The following is a 19,892-nucleotide window of genomic DNA, read 5'->3' as shown; positions in this document are numbered from 1 at the left end:
GCGATTGGCTTCACAATACCGCCATGCTTATTTGTTAAGGATGTCGTGGTTATGTCGCTGGATGCTTGGATAGCGGTCGGGGTGGTGCTCACCATCTTCCCGTTGATGGCCTTTTCACGCCTGGGGCCGGATATTATTTTGCTGGGCGCGGTGATTTTGCTAATGACGCTGGGGGTGATTGACCCACAGCAGGCGCTGGGGGGCTTCTCCAATAGCGGCCTGTTTACCGTGGCGTTTATGTATGTGCTGGTGGCCAGCATTCGCGAAACCGGCGGCATCGACCTGATCATTCGCTATGTGCTCAAACGGCCAAAAAGCGAGCGAGGCGCGTTGGTTCGCCTGCTGCTCCCCGTGGCCACGCTTAGCGGTTTTGTCAATAATACCCCCGTCGTTGCTACCTATATTCCCGCGGTCATGAGCTGGAGCCGTCGGCTGCGCTTGTCTCCCCAGCGGCTGCTGATGCCGCTCAGTTTCGCCTCTATCCTCGGCGGCACCATCACGCTCTTTGGTACCAGCACGAACTTGGTGGTGCACGGGCTATTGCTGGAGCGTTACCCAGAACTCGGTATGGGCCTGTTGGATTTGGCCTGGGTCGGTGTTCCCGTCGCCGTCGTAGGGCTTGGCTATCTTATTTTGCTCGGGCCGCGGTTGTTGCCTGCCAGGGAAGGGCTGGCCAATGCGTTTGCCAACCCACGCGAATTCACTATCGAAATGGAAGTCGACCCGTCAGGCGTGTTGGTGGATCGCACTGTCGAAGAGGCGGGACTACGCCACCTGCAGGAGTTGTTTCTGGTTGAGATTGAGCGCGCAGGCAACGTGGTTAGCGTTGTTGGTCCTGGCGAGCAGCTAAAAGGTGGCGATCGGCTGGTGTTTGCAGGTACCTCTGATGCGGCGGTGGAGTTGCAGCAAATTCGTGGCTTAATCCCTTCCCGGGATGGTACTTCCAGTTTGGAGAAAGAGTTTAAAGAGCGTCGCTTGGTCGAGGCGGTGGTCTCAAATCAGTGCCAGTTTATTGGCCAGCGTATTCGCGATGGTCACTTTAGAACCCTTTATGGGGCAGCAGTGCTGGCGATCTGCCGTGGCGGTGAACGGGTTAAGGGTAATCTTGGCCAAGTGCGGCTGCAGCCTGCCGATGTGCTGTTGCTGGAGGCGCGTCCTCCTTTTATTGAGCGGCACCGTCAGTCGCGGGATTTCCTGCTGATTAGTGAGTTGAATGGCGCGGCGCGGCCGATCCATGAGAAGGCGCCGCTAGCGTGGGGAGTGCTGTTAGGCGCCGTGCTGCTCGCCGCCTTCGGTGTGCTGAGCATGCTCAACGCTGCCATGTTGGGGGCGGCATTGGCGCTACTCTCGGGCTGCTGTTCGGTGGGCGCCGCTAAGCGTGGCTTGGATACCCAGGTGTTGCTTACCATTGCCGCGTCGTTTGGGGTGGGGGCCGCGCTGCAAAGCTCTGGTGCTGCCGAGGTAATGGCCGGCGGGGTGCTCACCTTAGTGGCCGGGAACCCTTTGCTACTGTTAGTGGGCACTTACTGTGTGGTGGCGCTGCTCACCGAGCTGGTGACCAACAATGCAGCGGCAGTGATTATTTTTCCGGTGGTGATGAGCGCGGCCGAAAGCTTGGGCGTGAACCCGATGCCCTATGTGGTGGCGGTAATGTTTGCCGCCTCAGCGAGCTTTTTAACCCCCATCGGCTATCAAACCAACCTGATGGTGTATGGCCCAGGTGGTTACCGGGTGAGCGATTTTCTACGTTTGGGCGGTGGATTAAATATACTGACGGGTGCCATAGCGCTCGTTTTGATTCCCTTCGTGTGGCCCTTTTAAACGTGGCGTGGCCTTTTTAAGCATGCCATGGCTCGCTGTTAACGCGGGTTTGCGCTAGGGTGGCCCTTTTTGAATAAGGAATACGATGTCATGACTGCTCCTGGCGAACTGATTATTGAGCCGAAAGATGGTCAACCCGCCGATGCCTGTGTGTTTATTATTCACGGCTTAGGCGCGGATGGGCACGATTTTGAACCCTTGGTGCCCGCGTTAGCGCTGCCTAAAGATTCCCACGTACGCTTTATCATGCCCCATGCGCCACGGCTGCCGGTGACGATTAATGGCGGTATGGTGATGCCCGCTTGGTACGATATTTTGGCCATGGATTTGGGGCGTCGGGTCGATGAGATCCAGCTCAAGAAATCTGCTGAGCGAATCCAAGTGCTGATTCAAGAGCAGATCGACCAGGGCATCGATAGCCAACGTATTATTGTGGCGGGCTTTTCGCAGGGTGGTGCTGTTGCCTACCACGCCGCGCTGACTTTCCCAGCGCCGCTAGGGGGCTTATTGGCCATGTCGACCTACTTCGCGACCGCGGACAATATCGACCTGGCGGAAGCCAATCGTCAAATCCCTATAGAAGTGCAGCACGGTAACTTTGACCCCATTGTGCCTGAAAGCCTGGGTCGTAGCGGAGCCGACCGCTTGAAAGAGATGGGTTACGCGGTCAACTACCGTCAATACCCCATGGCCCATGCGCTCTGCCCCCAGCAGGTGAATGATATCGGCAAGTGGCTGAGTTCTCGCCTACACTAAGCGCCTATTCGTGACCGATGCAAGGATGTAGCGAAAACGAATGACAGCCTCCTTAGATGCAATAGAATCTTTTGACGCAATAGAAGTGCTGCTGGCGCTGTTCCTCACGGCATCAGCGCTAGTATGCCTGTTTGACCGCCACCTGGTGCGCGCCTGCTACTTTTTTGTGGCTTTTACGGCCGCAATGACTGCGGCCTGGTGGCAGCTCGGTGCCCCCTGGCTGGCGGCTGTCGAGCTGGTGCTAGGGGTAGGGTTAACCGGGCCCTGCTTTTTTTATGCCCTGGGCCATGTCTTACCCGGCGCTTCCTCACCTTTAGAGCGCGATAAATTCAGCGAGCCTTGGTCGCGGGTGGCGATGCGGGTGTTGTTGGCACTGGCTTGGTTTGTCATGGTCGGCGCCGCGATTCGCTATGTCGTCGCCGATATGGCGTATGCACCGTCAGAGCATCCGCTGCTTGTTGCTGGAGTAGTGATTGCCGCTACCGCCTTAGGGGCGTTTGCGCTACACCGTCATCTGCTGCGTCGGCTGCTGGCGTTTAATCTGCTCGGCTCGGCGGTATTTATACTACTGGCTGGCGTGGCAGGCACCTCGGCGACTGCTCAGGCGTTAATTAGTGTAGGGCTGCTAGTCGCCTGGCTGGGGTCAATGCTGGGTGCGCTGTTGATTCGGCAGCTTTTGCATATCGAAGGGGTCGAGGCTTTGGGGCGTGACGGTCGAACTGAAGAGGGCGCCACATGATTTGGCGCTTTGGCCTTTTCGATAGCACCTTTGAACCCCTTCTCCCTACCCACTGGGCGCTGTTAGTTGCGCTTGGCTTACCCCTGCTGCTGGGCATGCTGGCGGCACTATTCCCCCCTAAGCGGGCATGGCCCGTGGTGCTGGCGAGTGTTCCGGTGTTGGCTTCTGGGCTAATGCTGCTATCTGCTTACGATCAAGCGGGACTACTGCGCTGGCATTGGGACATAGCAGGCGTTCAGCTGTCGCTGCGCTTAAACGGGCTGAGCGCGCTGTTGCTATTAATGACTCAGATGATTGGCGTTGCGGCAGCGATCTATACGCCAGGGTATCTGCGCTTAAGCGAAACCGGGCCGTTGGCACGCTGGCTGTGGCCGCTGATGGGCGTAGTGCTGAGTGCGCTTTCGTTAATTTGGTTGGCCACTGACCTGTTGACCCTCTATGCCGGGCTGGAGCTGTTGGGCCTTGCGGCGGTCGGCATGCTGATGCTATCGGGCAAGGTAGCCGCGTTGGTGGCGGGAATGCGCTATTTGCTCTTGGCCCTGATGGGCTCGTTAACCTATTTACTCGGGGTCGCGCTGATTTTGGGCCACTGGGGGCGGTTGGATTTGCAGGGCTTGGCTGAGGTCGTCGAGCCTGGGCCGGTGGCGTGGTTTGCCGCCGCATTGATAGGCGCCGGGCTGGCCTTGAAAGCCGCGCTGTTTCCACTGCATGCCTGGCTGACTCCTGTCCACGAGAATGCCTGGACACCGGTGAGCGCGCTGCATGCGGCGCTGGTGATCAAGGCGTCGCTGTTTATATTGCTGCAGCTGTGGAGCATTCTGCTCCCCGATACTTTCTACGCCCCGCGTGTTATCGCTTGGTTAGGCCTGCTGGCGATTGTATGGGGCGGGTTACTGGCGTGGCGTACCGATTCACTTAAAACCCTGGTCGCTTCTTCTACCGTAGGTCAGCTGGGTTACCTGATGGTGGCTTTTCCGCTACTACTGGGGCCGGATATTGCCCCGCTAACCCGCGCTTTGGCTTGGGAAGGGTTCTGGCTGCAGCTAATGGGCCATGCCTTTGCTAAAGCCGCCATGTTCATGGCTGCAGGTAACCTGATATTGGCCACCGGGGAGAGCACGCTCAAAGGCCTGGCCGGTACCAGCCGCCGCTTGCCGCTTTCGCTATTAGTGTTTGGTATTGCCTCCATTACTTTGATGGGGCTGCCGCCCAGCTCGGGGTTTACCGCCAAGTGGATGCTGCTACAGGCGATGGTGATATCCCAGCAGTGGTGGGCGGTGGCCGCGCTTTTAACCGGTACGCTACTCACTGCTGCCTATATATTTCGCATGTTTCGCTACTGCTTTGATGAGACGGCCCCACGGCATCGTTATCAACCCTTGGCGCCGGGCATGGATCTGATCGCACTAACGCTTGCTCTGATTGCGTTCGCTCTAGGGTTATTGGCGCATTTTCCGCTGGAATTGATGCATGGAGGTAGCCCATGAACGCCGCCTGGTTACCGCTAACGGCTCTGGCCACTTCGCTATTGGTGGTGGTGATTATCTTTGCGCTGCCGGAAGACGCCCGGCGGCTGCGCACGACGATTAACCTAGCGGCGGCAGTGGTTAAGATTATTCTGGTTACTCTTATGGTCAGGCGGGTCGCCGCGGGGCATGAGGATATTTTTAGCTTTCAAGTGATCGGTGGCGTTGATTTTGTACTGCGCAGCGATGCACTGGGGGTGATGTTTGCTGGACTATCGTCACTGTTGTGGCTATGCACCACCATCTACGCCATTGGCTACTTGGAAGGTTCAGCTAACCGGAAGCGCTTTTTTGGCTTTTTTAGCCTCTGCGTTGCGAGCACGATCGGCATTGCGCTGGCTGATAACCTGTTTACCTTCCTGATTTTCTACGAAATGTTGACGCTCTCCACCTACCCCTTGGTGGTTCACAACGGTACCCAGCAAGCACTCGATGCAGGGCGTGTCTATTTGCGCTACACCTTAAGCGCTGGAGTGGTACTGCTGCTTGGCACCGTGTTGCTATATAGCCTGACCGGGGATCAGTCATTCTCCTCAGAAGAGGGGTTGGGCGACTATTTAAACGATCATCGCGGTCTGCTAACGCTAATATTTGCCCTGCTAGTGGGTGGGTTGGCGGTAAAAACGGCCATGGTACCTCTGCATGGGTGGCTACCCAGGGCGATGGTCGCCCCCGCGCCGGTGAGTGCGCTGCTACACGCGGTAGCGGTGGTGAAGGCGGGGGCTTTCGGGATTCTGCGGGTAGTTTACGACCTGTTTGGCATTGAGCTGAGCGTGGAGCTTGGTGTTATTACCACGCTGGCGGTAGCTGCCTCATTTACGATTATTTATGGTTCATTAAGGGCTATTGCCCAAGAGGAGCTCAAGCCCCGCCTAGCGTTCTCCACCGTCAGTCAGGTCTCCTATGTCATTCTCGGTATAGGCCTGTTTGGCCCTTTCGGCACCGTCGGTGCTTTAGCGCACTTGCTGCATCAGGGCTTAATGAAGGTCACGCTATTCTTCTGTGCGGGCAACTATGCCGAAGAGCTGGGGATCCATCGTATTGATGAAATGGATGGCGCCGGTAAACGTATGCCGTTGACCAGCATCGCGTTTACTATCGGCGCGTTTGGCATGATTGGCCTTCCGCCCGTTGCGGGGTTTATTACCAAGTGGTACCTCGGCGTTGGCGCGATTCAGGCCGAGATGTACTGGGTCGTCGCCGTGCTAGTGGCGAGCAGTACCCTCAATGCCATGTACTTTTTGCCCATTGTGCACCGCTTATGGTTCCGTTCAGGGCCTGCCCATGGCAAAGGCAGTTGGCCCAAAGAGCAGCGTCTAGGCCGTTTTGAAACCCATAGTTGGCTGCTGTTACCGATGGTGTTTACCGCCTTGGTGAGTTTGGGGGCCGGGCTGTTTGCCGGGCTCCCCTTTAGCCCCTTGGATTGGGCGGCTCGGGTAGCCAACGGGGAGTATCTGCCATGATGACCATGCTGCTTGCCCTGGCGCTACTTTGGCCGCTGGTCGTCATCGGCTGGACGCTATGGAGCGCCTACCGCGCTCCGGCTGCTTATCAGAGCTATTTTTCAGCACTATGGCTAAGCGCCGCTTGGCCAGCGCTGCTGCTAGCCTATGGCGGTGAAGCGCAGTGGACGATGGATGCCTGGATGCTAGGCGGCGAATGGGCGCTTAACTCGCTAAGCCGCCCCTGGCTTGCGTTTACCGCGCTGCTCTGGGGGTTGGCAGCCATCCACGCGAGGGGCTATTTTGCGACGGAACAGGCGAAGGCCCAGGAGGGTGATCAGGATTCTCAGCGACGCCTGTTGCGCTTAGCGCTGCTTTGGCCGCTGACACTGCTGGGCAACGTACTACTGATTATTGCCCAGGATATCGCCAGTTTTTATCTAGGCTTTGCGCTGATGACCTTCGCCGCCTACGCACTGGTAGTGCATAGCGGTACCGCAGAGGCCCGGCTGGGGGCCAAGGCCTATTTGATGTTAGCCGTGGTGGGTGAAGGGCTTATTATAGGCGGCTTTCTATGGGCAGCCGGTGAAGCTGACACATTAACGTTGCAAGGCCTGCGTGAAGGCATTTTAGTCGCAGAGCAAGGCGCATGGATGGCCGCCTTGTTGTGCTTGGGCTTTGGCGTGAAAGCAGGGGTTATTGGCTTACACGTATGGCTACCGTTAGCTCACCCGGTGGCACCGGCCCCTGCCAGCGCGGTGCTTAGCGGCGCGATGATTAAAGCAGGGCTGCTGGGCTGGATCAGTGTGCTGCCGTTAGGTGATGAGCAGATTTCAGCTTCCTTAGCCCAGTTTGGCAACATCATGTTAATGGCAGGGCTGGCGGCAGCGTTTGGCGCCGCGCTGTATGGCGTTTTTCAGCGTCATCCTAAAGCTGTTTTAGCCTACTCCAGTATCAGCCAGATGGGCATGATGACTGCTTTGGTGGCCATGGGATTAGTCGCGCCAGAGGTGTGGCCGTTGCTGTGGCCAGGCTTGGTGCTGTTTGCTGCCCACCACGCGCTGGCCAAAGGCTCACTGTTTATGGGCACCAGTATCAGTGAGCATCTACCCCGGTGGCCGCTGCCGTTGGTCTGGGGTTTGCTGGCACTGCCGGGTATCTCGCTGGCGGGTGCCATTGGGGCGGGCATGATCAGCAAGTGGGGGGTGAAGAGTCCACTCTACGAAATGCATCATGAATCGTTAATCAAACTGCTCAGCTGGGCGGCTGTTGGCACGGCGGCTCTGGTAAGCGTTGCTTTATGGCGTCAGTGGCAGCAGCACCATAAAGGAGGCAGTAACCGAGAGCAGTGGGGTGCCTGGTTAGTTGCCATAGCGGCAGCGCTGTTAACGCCATTTTGGCTTCCCCTCCCTGCGGGGAGTATCGAGATGCCGCCGCTTAAAGAGTGGTTGGGGATTATGTGGCCATTCCCGGTGGGGGTACTTTTCGCTGCGGTGGGCTGGCTATTAACACGCCCGCTTAAGGGTAAATCCCTCCCCGCGGGAGATCTATGGTGGCTCTATGCGGGGATGGTCGGCGCTGCATTGGTGCCAATACGGCGGCTTGGGCACTACTGCGCCAAGCTTAAAGCGACGAGTGTGGCAAGCGCACAAAAAACTGAAGAGATATTAATGGGCCATTTAACTCGCCTGTTGTCGACGGAGTCCTGGTTGCGTCACCATGTCAGTGGGCTGATGATGTTGCTTGCCGTGCTGCTTGCGGCGCTAATGATGTGGGAAGGTCAGCGATGAGACGACTGTGTGGACTGTACTTGTCAGGAGCCTGCTATGGGTAAGCTCCCGCGCGGTCGCCGGGCGCAGGTACCCGGTGATATTCCCCAGCGGGGTTGGCACGATATTACTTGGCGGGTAGTGCGCGCCGCTCGTCGTAACCGCCTGACCATGCTGGCCGCCGGTGTGGCTTTTTACGCCTTGCTGGCGCTGTTTCCCACTATCGCCGCGGTCATTTCCCTCTGGGGGTTACTGTTTGACCCTTATGAAGCCGGTCAGCAGTTGTATGAAATAAGCCGGTTCATGCCGCCGGATGCTGCCAAACTGATTGATCAGCAGGCTCAAAAGGTCGTGGAGAGTGCGGAATCGGGTAATTTTCTGGGCGCATTAGCCGGGCTGCTGATTGCGATGTTTATCGCTTCCAAAGGGGTGGCGGTGTTGGTTATTGGCCTTAACGTGGTGTACGGCGAAACTGAAAAACGCAGCCTGTTACACCGTAGTACGGTATTGGTCGCGCTGACTTTTGGTTTGATTTTTATGACGCTGATCTCGCTAGCGTTTATTGCCATCGTACCGGTGCTGGTCAACTCCTTGGCGATTAATCCTCCGTTGGATCAAATCCTGCAATGGCTACGCTGGCCTGCACTGTTAGTGGTGATGAGCATGCTGATTGCGCTGCTCTACCGCTACGCCCCTTATCGGCGCTCGGCCCAGTGGAGTTGGTTAAGTTATGGGACGCTGCTGGCAACGGGGATGTGGCTGTTAGGTTCCGGTGGGCTTTCGCTCTACGTGCGCTATTTCTCTACCTTTAGCGAGCTTTATGGCTCACTGGGGGCAGTGGTGGCGCTAATGCTATGGTTTTGGCTCTCTGCCTTTGTGGTGCTGTTTGGTGCGGAAGTCAACTGTGAGATGGAGCGGCAAACCTTCACTGACACCACCATTGGCGAGGCGCGCCCGTTAGGTGAACGCGAGGCGTTTGCCGCGGATACCATTGGTGCCCCCCGGCCGTGGAAGGACATTGAGGAGAGTAACGATACCTGAGGGTGTGGAGAAGCACCTCCCACCAGCGGTGGGAGGCAGTTGGTTTTAAAAAAAGCAGGTTTAAAGAAGAAAGCTTAAAGCAGTTCTTCCGCCGCCAGGGCCAGGCGCGAGCGTTCAACACTTTTCAGCGTAATATGCCCGGCATGGGGCCAATCACGGAAGCGCTCCACCACTGCGGCCATGCCGCAGGTGTTTGCGGTAAGGTAGGGGGTGTCAATCTGCCCGACATTGCCCAGGCAGACGATTTTGGTATTGCGCCCCGCCCGTGTTACTAGCGATTTAAGCTGTTTGGGGGTGAAGTTTTGCGCCTCATCAATGATTAAAAAGGTGTCGTTTAGGGTACGACCGCGCATAAAGCTCGGCGAGCGGATTTGTACCCGTGAACCAATCAACTGCCGCGTGGCGCCGTTATCCCAACTGGTTTCTCCCTCCTCGTTGCGCAGCAGGTTATCCATATTGTCGTGGAAGGCACCCATCCACGGTGACATCTTCTCCTCCTCGGTGCCGGGTAGAAAGCCAATGTCTTCCCCCATGGGGATCGGCGCGCGGGTAAACACAATACGCTCAAACAGCTTGGCATCCAGGGTTTGCTGAAAGGCGGCGGCCAGGGTCATAAAAGTTTTACCCGTACCGGCATTACCCGCAATGGTAACCAGATCAATATCGGGATCCATGAGTAGATTTAATGTGAAGTTTTGCCGACTGTCGTGGGCGTGAACGCCCCAAACGCCCGCGTGGTGGCGATAGTTCGTCAGCAATTGCAGGCGCGCCGAAGAGGGCCCCAGTTCACGAACGATTGCTTCGAACTCCGCCCCGTTTTCGCTATCCGAGACCAGCATGCCCACGTGCCAGTGGCGGGGCATAGTGCCGGTGAGTTGGTAGAAAGTGTGGTGATCGAGTCGTTCCACTGTGACATCAACATTCAACGCTTCCCACAGTGAAGCGCCATGCTGGCCAGCGGAGGCGTAGACCTGGGCGCCCTCAATCATGGCGTCGCTGTCGGAGAAGGCGCGATCGTTGAGGTAATCCTCAACGGGCACTTTCAGCGCGGCGGCTTTAACGCGGAGGTTGATATCTTTGGTAATCAGGATGACCGAGGCGTCGGGGCGTTCTTCGCGAAGGCGGCAGGTCTCCGCCAGTATGCGGTTATCGGGGCTATCGTCGAGGGCGTCAAAGAGCTTTAAATCGTTGTAGCATAAAAAGTGCAGGCGTCCTGTGTCGCCGCTGATACGGGGAATCGGAATACCGCGTTGGATCTCATCAAAGGTGACTTGGCTGGTAAGGTCGGAGAGCGTACGGCTGATTTGGCGAGCCGTGCGGGCAATTTCACGTACACCATTTTTGTGCTTATCAAGTTCCTCCAGGACGGTCATGGGGATAACAACGTCGTGCTCATCGAAGTGGTAGAGCGCGGTGGGGTCATGAATGAGGACATTGGTGTCCAACACATACAGCCGAGTGGCTTTCTTATCGAGTCGTACCATCGTTGGAATCACTCCTTGGTTGACGGCAACATCGACACTGGCAGGTGCGTATTACGCCCAGATGACACTTACCAGTGTTCCTCACGTGGTGTGTCCTGGCGGCTCCTTATTTAGCTCTTTGTAATAGCGTGGAAGGCTTTGGTATTTTTTTCCATAAAAAGATTTCAACGATATGTCAGCAAGTCCTGAGTGTTAGCCTGGTATTCGCCCGGGGCTCAGTTCTGGGAAGCTAAGAAGTGCGCCACTTTGTTTAACAAGGCGGTGGCCACCACGCCGCGGTTATCGCTCTCCACATAGCGGTAATAGTGGCTGTCTAGCACTAGATCGTGATTTAGCATGCAGAGCGTGCCTGCCTCTAGGGCGCCTTTAACCAGCGGGTAAGGCAGCAGCGCCCAGCCGGTCGCGTTGATGACGGCATCGCGGATCACCTCAAACATGGTTAAACCCAGATAATTACCTGAAAACAGCGCTTCGCTGATCAGCTTGTCATCCTGTACGTGGGTCAAACACACTTGGGTGTATTGGGCTAAGTCGTCGCGGTTAACGCTAGGGAGGCGACTCAAAGGATGATGGGGCGCTGCCACTAAACGCATGCTGACGGGAGCAAGGTTGGCCGCGTTGGTATCAATGCCTTCAGCGGTATACAGACCGAAGGCAATATCCACCGTTTGGCGCTGCACAAACTGGGTGTGTTCCTGGGGTGGCACTAGGTACACTGAAATCGCGGTTAGCGGAAACTGCTGTTTTAAATCATGCATTACCTGACGCCAAAACACCTCGGGCAGGGCGTCATCACGGGCGATGCCGAGTTGGCTTTCAACGCCCTGCAAATGCTGGTGGCAGTGTTTTTTGATTCGGCTTGCGCTGGTCAGCAGGCGGTAGCAGTCAGGAAGCACGCTATCGCCCACGGCGGTGAGCGTTAGGCTATTGCCCGAACGCTCAAATAGCGCCACGCCCAGGCTATCCTCAAGCGCATTGACGGCGGCACTCAGTGTGCTCCGTTTAAGGCCGGTATGTCTTGCTGCTGCGGCAAAGGAGCCATGCTCGGTGACATCAATAAAGGCCTGTACCTGTTCTGCACGCATAGTCGCCTCGTTTAACGCTTTGAGCGCCAGTTAACTTGGCGCTGAGCGATTCGTGATTGTCATAACTCTTCTCTATTATGGCGCATAATTCGCTTAAAGTGATGGAGTTATCCGCGTGACCCCCTTTGTTGCCGAGCGCCGTGCGCTAAGATTTTCAGCCATTTCAGCCAGCCTATTTGCGTTTACCGGGCTTACGCTAGGGCTAACCAGCGGTTCTATAACGATTCTTTTTGACAGCGGCTACTCGCTGCTGAGCCTTGTGCTGGCATCGTTGTCTCTGTTTGCACTTCAGCAGGCGCGTAAACCTGCGGATGAACACTACCCCTTTGGGCGGCTGACGGTAGAGCCGCTTGCAGTGCTGCTCAAAGGCGTAGTGATCGTGATGGTGTGTATCGTGTCATTGGTCTCCGCGCTATGGAGCCTGCTCGATGGTGGGCGGTTGGTCACGCTGGATTTGGCGCTGATGTTTGGCGTGGTCAACGTCACGGGTTGTTTATTAACTTGGTGGTGGCTGGCGCGCTACGCCGGTGTAGCGCGCTCTTCGCTGTTGACCGCCGAGCTACGTCAGTGGCAGATGGATACCTGGCTAAGTGCCGCTGTCATGTTGGGGTTTGGGCTTACCTGGCTGTTAACCCAGTCGCCATGGGCCAGCTACGCGCGCTTTGCCGACCCGGTGATGGTGCTGATCATTGCAGGCTACTTCTTGCCCATGCCGGTTCGCATGGTGAAGGGAGCACTGCGTGAGCTGATGTTTGGCGGTTCATGCAGCAGCGTGCGACGTGATGTGGTGGAGGATATAGCTGACTTTGATGTCACTGCCGACGATGTGCGTCTGGCCCAGGTGGGCAGCTTTTTAATGGTCGATATCCAGCTCGACAAGCAGCAGTTCGACGACGCTCAAGAGATAGTGGAGAGTGTAGAGAAGCGCTGTAAACGGCTAAACCTGCGCCCTATTACCAGTCTTACCTTAGTCGCTGGCTGAGAAGGGTGAAAAAAGATTGACGTTCTGTTACAGGCAGTGCTATTTAGCGCTACCGACAATAGGTGTCGGCTTAATAGTGCTACGTTGAGGGTTGTAAAAACATGCCACTGCGCCGCTGTTTACCCGTACTGCTACTGACCACACTGGTCGCTGGCTGTGCAAGCTCTACCATTGCGCCAAGTTATACTACCGACAATCCTGACGTTATGCGGATTGGCGGTGAGCGCCCGGCTAACCGCGATGCGAGCGTTGAAAGCGCCGGATCGTTCTGCCTGGAAACCGCCGAACGTTGGAATGAGCATGGCCGTACGCCGGATGGCCAAACGTTATGGGCAAAAGACACCCTGCGTAAAGTGGTGCCTTGCAAGCAGTAGTCGTTAGTAAAGCCAAAACCGCCAGCTTCGCTAAGCTGGCGGTTTTATATCAAAAAGGATAGTTAATCCTGTTTCTTTTCCGGTTTGCCTTTGCACTTTGTACTCGCAAAATCTTCTAGCTCCTCCTCGCTCATGGAGTCATACATCTCTTTAGACGAACCATAAAGCTCACTGGGCTTGGTTTCTCCGCGCTTAGCGGATAGTGCCGCGCCCGCCGCTTTCTGTTGCGCTTTGGAGGTTGCTGGCATTGTTGAACTCCTTTCATTTAGCTTCCGTTTACCTATGCACTATTGAGCATTGCATTTTTAAGCATAGTCACTGGTGCTCAGCTTTCCATTCATAGCGTACTAGGCTTTGTACGAAAACTGACTGCGCTCGACAATACTGCGTTAAAAATCGCCTCGTGCGCGAGTCCGATCGAAATGCTCATTTACACGCTCAGCTTTCCATTTATAGCGTGCTAACATTCATGCTCAGCCACCGGTTGACTTCCATTTGCCTGTCGCGCTATTAACCTATCGGGCGAAGTGTGCCATTCAGTAAAGTCATCGTATCAACGCTATTAATGAAGAGAACGCCATGACACCGGCTATCAATAGTGCAAAACACGCAGGCATTGCCTTTCAAATCCATGAGTACGATCACGACGCCACCGCGCACTCCTATGGATTGGAGGCGGCGGAAAAACTGGGCGTCGCGGTGGAGCAGGTTTTTAAAACCTTAGTGGTAAAGCTGGATGGTAAACAGCTGGCGGTAGGTATTGTGCCGGTGAATGGCCAACTAGGGTTAAAGCAGATCGCTAAAGCCGCCGGCGCAAAGAAAGCGACCATGGCGGAACCGTCGGAAGTCGAGCGCACAACCGGTTATGTGCTGGGCGGTGTTAGCCCGCTGGGTCAGAAAAAGCGCTTGGCCACCTTTATTGATCATTCTGCCGAAAGCTTTGCCAGTATCTATGTAAGCGCCGGGCGTCGTGGACTTGAAATCGAGCTGGCCCCGGGGGATTTAGCCACGCTGAGTCAGGCTACCTTTGTGCCCCTGGCAACCTGATGTCACTGTGATGGCGGCGCAGCCCCGGGCACTTTCTGGTATGGTGCGGTAATATTTGCGCGTGTCGTTTGTCTTTTAGGCTGCGTGCGCTGTTTTCCGATGGCCATCTACCTGTGGCCCAAGCAAGGTAATATCGTGTCTGACTCCTCTTTCTCCTCGTTAGCGTTGCCAAAAGCTCTGCTGAGCAACCTTGCGTCCCTTGGCTACCACGAAATGTCGCCGGTGCAGGCAGAGAGCCTGCCACCGATGCTGGCCGGGCGCGATGTGCTGGCGCAGGCGAAAACCGGTTCAGGCAAAACGGCAGCGTTTGGTTTGGCACTGCTGGCTAAATTGAGAGTCGAGAGCTTTGCGGTGCAAGGCCTGGTGCTGTGTCCTACCCGGGAACTCGCTGACCAGGTGGCTGAAGAGCTGCGCCGTTTAGCCCGCGGCATGGCCAATGTAAAAATACTGACCCTCTGCGGCGGTGCGCCCTTTGGCCCGCAGCTCGGCTCTTTGGAGCACGGGGCACACATTGTCGTAGGCACACCAGGGCGTATTGACGAGCACTTGCGCAAAGGCTCGCTCACTTTGGAATCTCTCGCCATGCTGGTGTTAGATGAAGCGGATCGCATGCTGGATATGGGCTTCCAGGCAACCATTGATGACATCATTGCCGAGACCCCAACTGACCGCCAAACGCTGCTGTTCAGCGCAACCTTCCCAGACGAGCAGTCATCGGGCGGTTTAACCGAGATGACCCGCGGCGTCATGCGTGAACCGGTGATGGTGAAAATCGCCGAGGTGCACGACGCCACGACGATTCAACAGCACTTTTACAGTGTCGCCAATGAAGAGGCGCGATTTGACGCCCTGCGCCAACTGCTGCTGGTCTATCGGCCCGCGACCAGCGTGGTATTCTGCAACACTAAACGCGAAACCCAGGCAGTGGCTGAGCAACTGACCGATGCTGGTTTTAGCGCCGTGGCGCTCAATGGCGATTTAGAGCAGAAGGATCGTGATCGCATTCTGATTCTGTTCTCTAACCAGAGCGCGTCTATTCTGGTGGCCACGGACGTTGCCGCCCGCGGCCTTGATATTGCCCAGCTGGACGCCGTGTTTAACTACCAAATTGCCCGCGAGCTTGATGTTCACGTGCACCGGGTAGGTCGCACCGGTCGTGCCGGGGCCAGTGGCATTGCCTGTACGCTGGTAACCCCTAAAGAGAGTTACCGGCTGGAGCGACTGGAAGGGTTGCTGGAGCAGGCGATTAAAACTGAGCCCTTGCCTAAACCGAAGCACTCGGTGCCGTTCGAGCCGCTAATGGCGACATTGCAGTTAGCCGGTGGCAAAAAAGACAAGCTGCGCCCCGGCGATATTCTTGGCGCACTGACCAGTGAAGGCGGCTTGCGCGGCGATCAAGTGGGTAAAATTAAAGTGCTCGCCCGCAGCGCCTATGTGGCCGTTGAGCGCGATGTGATTCAGCAGGCTCAGGCCAAACTCGAGCGTGATAAATTAAAAGGGCGGGCTTTCCGTGTTCGCCGTATCCGTTATTGAACGCGTACCAAAGAGGAGCCGACGCAGCTAACCATGAAAATCCCTAAGCGATTACAACCCCTGGTCGATGATGGAATGATCGACGAGGTGTTGGTGCAGTTAATGAGTGGCAAGGAAGCGCAGGTCTACGTGGTGCGCTGCGGTGAAGAAGTGCGCTGTGCCAAGGTATTTAAGGAGGCCAAACAGCGTAGCTTTAAACAGGCCGTTCAATATCAAGAGGGGCGTAAAGAGCGCAATAGTCGCCGTTCACGGGCGATGGCCAAAAAAACCCGTTACGGCCAGAAAGAGCAGGAGCAGGCGTGGCTGAATGCCGAAGTCGACGCGCTCTACCGTCTTGCCTCGGCGGGTGTGCGGGTACCTGAGCCTCATGGCTTTGTGGACGGCGTACTGTTGATGGAGATGATCAGCGATGCCGAAGGTAACGTCGCGCCTCGCTTGGACGAAGTCACGCTTACCCCAGAGCAGGCCGAGACCTACTACGCCAAGGTTATTCAAGACGTGGTTAAGATGCTGTGCGCGGGCCTGATTCACGGCGATTTGTCGGAATTTAACGTGCTGGTCGATGCCTCTGGCCCGGTGATTATCGATCTGCCCCAGGCCGTTGACGCTGCCGGTAATAACAGCGCGGCCGCGATGCTGTATCGCGATGTGGATAACATGCGCAACTACTTCGGCCAGTTCGCTCCCGCGCTTTTGAGCACCGAATATGGCAGAGAGATGTGGGCGCTGTATGAAACCGGTGAACTACATCCGGATAGCAAGCTCACCGGCCACTTCGATGCCGACACCCATATCGCTAACGTCGATGAGTTGATGGAAGTTATTGACGATGCCAAAGAGGAAGAGGCGGAACGCCAAGCGCGTATGCGCGATGATGACGACGACGGCGAGATTCCGCAGCCTTATTGAACAGCCTCAATAAATCAGGCTCCTCTCGTTTGATAGCAAAGTGAGGAGCCTGGTTCGAGCTTTTGCCTGCTTTTAAGATTTAACCCAGCAGTTCATTTGCTTGCTTGACCACATTGTCGACGGTAAAACCGAAGTGTTTGAACAGATCACCTGCCGGGGCGGATTCGCCGTAAGTGGTCATGCCGATCACACGGCCGTCCAGACCTACGTACTTGTACCAGTAGTCGGCGTGAGCCGCTTCGATAGCGATACGCTTGGTCACCGCTTTGGGCAGTACGCTTTCACGGTACTCGGCATCCTGACCGTTGAAGCGATAGGCCGATGGCATGGAGACCACACGCACCGCTTTGCCCTGCTGCTCGAGTTCAGCGGCGGCATCCATCGCCAGGCCGACTTCTGAACCGGTGGCAATCAGAATCAGCTCGGGTGTTTCTGGCGTGCCTTCGCTGTCTTTCAACACCGGGTCTTTAAGAACATAAGCCCCGTTTTGAATCGCTGCCAACTGCGCTTTAGTGCGCTGCTGGTGGGGCAGGTTCTGGCGTGACAGCACCAGCGCCGTGGGGCCAGAGTGACGCTTGATGGCCGCATCCCAGGCGGCGGCGGTTTCCACCGCATCACAGGGGCGCCAGGTGTTTAGATTCGGCGTGGTACGCAGGCTGGTGAGCTGCTCAATGGGCTGGTGAGTCGGGCCATCTTCACCCAGGCCGATGGAGTCGTGGGTAAACACGTAAATCACCTGCTGGCCCATCAGCGACGCCATGCGAATCGAGTTACGCATGTACTCCATAAAGATCAGGAAGGTTGCACCGTAAGGTACCAGACCGCCGTGCAGGGCGATGCCGTTCATGACCGCCCCCATGCCGAACTCACGCACACCGTAGTGCAGGTAGTTGCCGCTGGCGTCTTCCGGGGTGATCGCTTTGGCGCCTTTCCAGAAGGTCAGGTTAGACGGCGCCAGGTCGGCACTGCCACCCAGCAGTTCCGGCATTTGTGGGCCAATCACATTGAGTGCTTCGAACGAGGCTTTGCGTGACGCAATGGTCTCGCCACGCTCTTGGGCCTGCTCGATCAAGGCTTCGGTGGGCAGTTCCGCGGGTAACTGGCGCTTCATCCGGCGGGTGAACTCCCGCGCTTCCGTGGGGAAGGCTTCCGCATAGCGGGCAAACCGCGCGTCCCACGCCTGCTGAGCCGCTTTGCCCGCTTCACGGGCATCCCAGGCGGAGTAGATCGGCTCGGGAATATGGAAGGGCGCATGGGGCCAGTCGAGCTGAGTGCGTGCCAGGGCCACTTCGTCGTCGCCTAAGGGGGCGCCGTGGGCGTCTTCCTTGCCCTGCTTGTTGGGGGCACCAAAGCCAATGATGGTCTTGCAGATAATCAGGCTCGGCTTATCGTCGTGGCTCTTGGCCAGCTCAATAGCGGCTTTCACCTCTTCAGGCTTATGACCATCCACATTGGGCACCACGTGCCAGCCGTAAGCTTCAAAACGCTTGGCGGTATCGTCGGTAAACCAGCCTTCCACTTCGCCATCAATGGAGATGCCGTTATCGTCGTATACAGTGATCAGCTTACCCAACTGCTGGGTACCGGCCAGAGAGGCCGCTTCGTGGGAGATACCTTCCATTAAGCAGCCGTCACCTACAAAGCACCATGTGTGGTGATCGACGATGGTGTGGCCGGGGCGGTTAAATTGCGCCGCCAGGGTTTTTTCCGCGATGGCAAAACCCACGGCGTTAGCAAAGCCCTGACCCAGCGGGCCAGTGGTGGTCTCAATGCCCGGCGCGTAGCCGAATTCCGGGTGTCCGGCAGTAGGCGAGTGCAACTGGCGGAAATTCTGCAGCTGTTCCAGGCTCAGCTCGTAGCCGCTGAGGTGGAGCAGCGAGTAAAGCAGCATGGAGCCGTGGCCATTGGAGAGCACAAAGCGGTCGCGATCGGCCCACTTGGGGTCTTCGGGATTGTGCTTGAGGTAGTCATTCCATAGCACCTCGGCGATATCAGCCATACCCATGGGGGCGCCCGGGTGGCCGGATTTGGCCTTCTGAACGGCATCCATGGACAGGGCGCGAATGGCATTGGCCAGCTCAAAACGGTTATTCATAGCAGTGATACCTTAGTTGTTATATTGAGTAGCGTGTCTTTAGGCGCGAGCAGTCAAGCGTTGAGCAATCAGCGACTCTAATGTTTGTTGGTCGCTGGCGAAGCGTCGGATCCCGTCAGCCAGCATCTCGTTGGCCATTGCATCTTGGTTGTGCTGCCAACGAAAGTCAGCTTCTGATAGCGGTGTGAATGCTTTACGAGCGACGGTTTTCTGTTGGATTTTTGAGGCCACCTCTCCTTCCATGCTATCAAGCTGTTCTAGCAGTGCGGGAGAGATGGTCAGGCGATGGCAGCCCGCCAACGCTAATACTTGATCGGTGGTACGAAAACTTGCCCCCATGACGACAGTGTCATAATGACCAGTGGCAGCCCTCTCGCAAATCCCCTTTACAAATAGCACGCCAGGGTCTTCTTCTGGTGTGAACTGTTCACCTGTTGTCTTTTGATACCAATCGCTAACGCGGCCAACGAAGGGCGATATCAGGTACACCCCAGCATCAAAGCAGGCCTGTGCCTGAGCATCGCTGAACAAGAGCGTTAAGTTGCAGTTGATGCCTTCACGCTCTAATTGCTGAGCCGCACGGATCCCTTCCCAGGTAGACGCGAGCTTGATCAGCACACGGCTGCGGTTAATGCCCATTTTTTCGTAGCGCTCAATCAGTTCGTAGGCCTTGTGAATACTGGCTTGGGTATTAAAAGAGAGGTGTGCGGACACTTCTGTCGATATTCGTCCAGGTACCACATTGGCAATTTGCCCGCCAATCGCAACCGAAAGTTGGTCAACTATTCGGCTCAGGTCGCTCTCATCACTACATGATTCAGCAAGCACCTTGTCGATCAACTCTTGATAACGAGGCAGTTCGAAGGCCTTGAGAATCAATGAGGGGTTAGTGGTAGCGTCCTGCGGTTGATAGCGCTTTATGGCATCCAAGTCGCCCGTGTCGGCCACGACCAGTGAGTGTTCGCGTAATCCATCCAGAAGCGACATTGCCTACTCTCCTTAAAAATGAACATGCTGTGTTCAAATGATTGTCCATTTAGACCGATTTAGTCAAATCAGCGTGCCACTGAAATCGATTTTAAGGTCATTGAACAAAAGTATAGTGCTTGGTAGATAATGCTTTATATTCATATAATTCTTTTATTATCAATATATTATTGATTGTTTCTTGGTTTTTATCCTGAATCCTCCAAAAAAATACAACTAGATCTTATGATCGGTGTGTTTACAAATGCTCGGTTAGTGATAGATTGAATAGCGTCAGTAGACGGCTGGCAACTGCGTGGTGG

The 19,892-nt window shown here is 56.1% G+C and carries 17 protein-coding genes; 12 read left to right on the top strand and 5 right to left on the bottom strand.

Going from position 1 to position 19,892, the window contains the following annotated elements; all coding sequences use genetic code 11:
• Positions 1-51 precede the first annotated feature (51 nt).
• The 7 genes from LMS44_RS16330 (at position 52) to LMS44_RS16300 (ending at position 9,094) form a co-directional block, all read left to right on the top strand.
• Entirely contained in the window at positions 52-1,821 is a 1,770-nt protein-coding gene (locus tag LMS44_RS16330) for an SLC13 family permease (protein WP_498945712.1), read from the top strand.
• Between the two features lie 90 nt (positions 1,822-1,911).
• Positions 1,912-2,577: an alpha/beta hydrolase gene (locus tag LMS44_RS16325; RefSeq protein WP_159177167.1), complete on the top strand. Its 666-nt coding sequence runs from the start codon at positions 1,912-1,914 to the stop codon at positions 2,575-2,577.
• Between the two features lie 40 nt (positions 2,578-2,617).
• A complete protein-coding gene (locus tag LMS44_RS16320) occupies positions 2,618-3,316 on the top strand; it encodes a hypothetical protein (protein ID WP_022522452.1) in 699 nt (232 codons plus the stop codon).
• Positions 3,313-4,803: a complex I subunit 5 family protein gene (locus LMS44_RS16315; RefSeq protein ID WP_490203966.1), complete on the top strand. Its 1,491-nt coding sequence runs from the start codon at positions 3,313-3,315 to the stop codon at positions 4,801-4,803. Before LMS44_RS16320 ends, LMS44_RS16315 begins: the two co-directional genes overlap by 4 nt.
• Entirely contained in the window at positions 4,800-6,305 is a 1,506-nt protein-coding gene (locus LMS44_RS16310) for a complex I subunit 5 family protein (protein ID WP_159177164.1), read from the top strand. The genes LMS44_RS16315 and LMS44_RS16310 overlap by 4 nt, the downstream gene beginning before the upstream one ends.
• Positions 6,302-8,074 carry a complex I subunit 5 family protein gene (locus LMS44_RS16305; RefSeq protein WP_498945709.1) on the top strand — a complete coding sequence of 591 codons (1,773 nt, stop codon included), beginning with the start codon at positions 6,302-6,304 and terminating at the stop codon, positions 8,072-8,074. Before LMS44_RS16310 ends, LMS44_RS16305 begins: the two co-directional genes overlap by 4 nt.
• 36 nt (positions 8,075-8,110) lie before the next feature.
• Positions 8,111-9,094, top strand: coding sequence for a YihY/virulence factor BrkB family protein (locus tag LMS44_RS16300; RefSeq protein ID WP_035538190.1), 984 nt, complete (start codon positions 8,111-8,113; stop codon positions 9,092-9,094).
• A gap of 74 nt (positions 9,095-9,168) precedes the next feature.
• Here LMS44_RS16300 and LMS44_RS16295 read toward each other — a convergent pair whose 3' ends face one another.
• Together LMS44_RS16295 and LMS44_RS16290 are read right to left on the bottom strand one after the other, a co-directional pair.
• Positions 9,169-10,578: a PhoH family protein gene (locus LMS44_RS16295; protein WP_022522457.1), complete on the bottom strand. Its 1,410-nt coding sequence runs from the start codon at positions 10,576-10,578 to the stop codon at positions 9,169-9,171.
• 215 nt (positions 10,579-10,793) lie between these two features.
• Complete coding sequence (locus LMS44_RS16290; protein ID WP_474191849.1) at positions 10,794-11,663, bottom strand: LysR family transcriptional regulator; 870 nt, start codon at positions 11,661-11,663, stop codon at positions 10,794-10,796.
• 115 nt (positions 11,664-11,778) lie between these two features.
• On the opposite strand from LMS44_RS16290, the gene LMS44_RS16285 reads away from it, so the two are divergent.
• Both LMS44_RS16285 and LMS44_RS16280 read left to right on the top strand, forming a co-directional pair.
• Entirely contained in the window at positions 11,779-12,645 is an 867-nt protein-coding gene (locus tag LMS44_RS16285) for a cation diffusion facilitator family transporter (RefSeq protein ID WP_498945706.1), read from the top strand.
• A 101-nt stretch (positions 12,646-12,746) separates the two neighbouring features.
• Positions 12,747-13,019 (top strand): hypothetical protein, encoded by a 273-nt coding sequence (locus LMS44_RS16280; RefSeq protein WP_039860484.1) that lies wholly within the window; start codon positions 12,747-12,749, stop codon positions 13,017-13,019.
• 62 nt (positions 13,020-13,081) lie between these two features.
• On the opposite strand, the gene LMS44_RS16275 is transcribed toward LMS44_RS16280, so the two are convergent.
• Positions 13,082-13,267 (bottom strand): DUF3008 family protein, encoded by a 186-nt coding sequence (locus tag LMS44_RS16275; RefSeq protein ID WP_498945704.1) that lies wholly within the window; start codon positions 13,265-13,267, stop codon positions 13,082-13,084.
• A gap of 331 nt (positions 13,268-13,598) precedes the next feature.
• Between LMS44_RS16275 and ybaK the strand changes: the two genes are divergently transcribed.
• The 3 genes from ybaK (at position 13,599) to LMS44_RS16260 (ending at position 16,508) form a co-directional block, all read left to right on the top strand.
• On the top strand, positions 13,599-14,066 hold the full coding sequence (gene ybaK / locus LMS44_RS16270) for a Cys-tRNA(Pro) deacylase (protein WP_022522462.1): 468 nt from the start codon (positions 13,599-13,601) through the stop codon (positions 14,064-14,066).
• A gap of 99 nt (positions 14,067-14,165) precedes the next feature.
• Positions 14,166-15,599 (top strand): ATP-dependent RNA helicase, encoded by a 1,434-nt coding sequence (gene dbpA / locus LMS44_RS16265; RefSeq protein ID WP_498945702.1) that lies wholly within the window; start codon positions 14,166-14,168, stop codon positions 15,597-15,599.
• Between the two features lie 33 nt (positions 15,600-15,632).
• The gene (locus tag LMS44_RS16260; RefSeq protein ID WP_159177155.1) at positions 15,633-16,508 is read left to right on the top strand and encodes a PA4780 family RIO1-like protein kinase; all 876 of its coding nucleotides are present in this window, start codon (positions 15,633-15,635) and stop codon (positions 16,506-16,508) included.
• Positions 16,509-16,587: 79 nt separating this feature from the next.
• On the opposite strand, the gene tkt is transcribed toward LMS44_RS16260, so the two are convergent.
• Complete coding sequence (gene tkt, locus LMS44_RS16255; protein WP_445533558.1) at positions 16,588-18,603, bottom strand: transketolase; 2,016 nt, start codon at positions 18,601-18,603, stop codon at positions 16,588-16,590.
• 39 nt (positions 18,604-18,642) lie between these two features.
• Entirely contained in the window at positions 18,643-19,590 is a 948-nt protein-coding gene (gene tal / locus LMS44_RS16250) for a transaldolase (protein WP_414122003.1), read from the bottom strand.
• Positions 19,591-19,892 lie beyond the last annotated feature (302 nt).

It is taken from the genome of Halomonas profundus (assembly GCF_020865425.1).
Classification (GTDB): Bacteria; Pseudomonadota; Gammaproteobacteria; order Pseudomonadales; family Halomonadaceae; genus Vreelandella; species Vreelandella titanicae.
The sequence above is the reverse complement of the archived record's forward strand: the minus strand, read 5'-3'. Positions and strand labels throughout refer to the sequence as shown.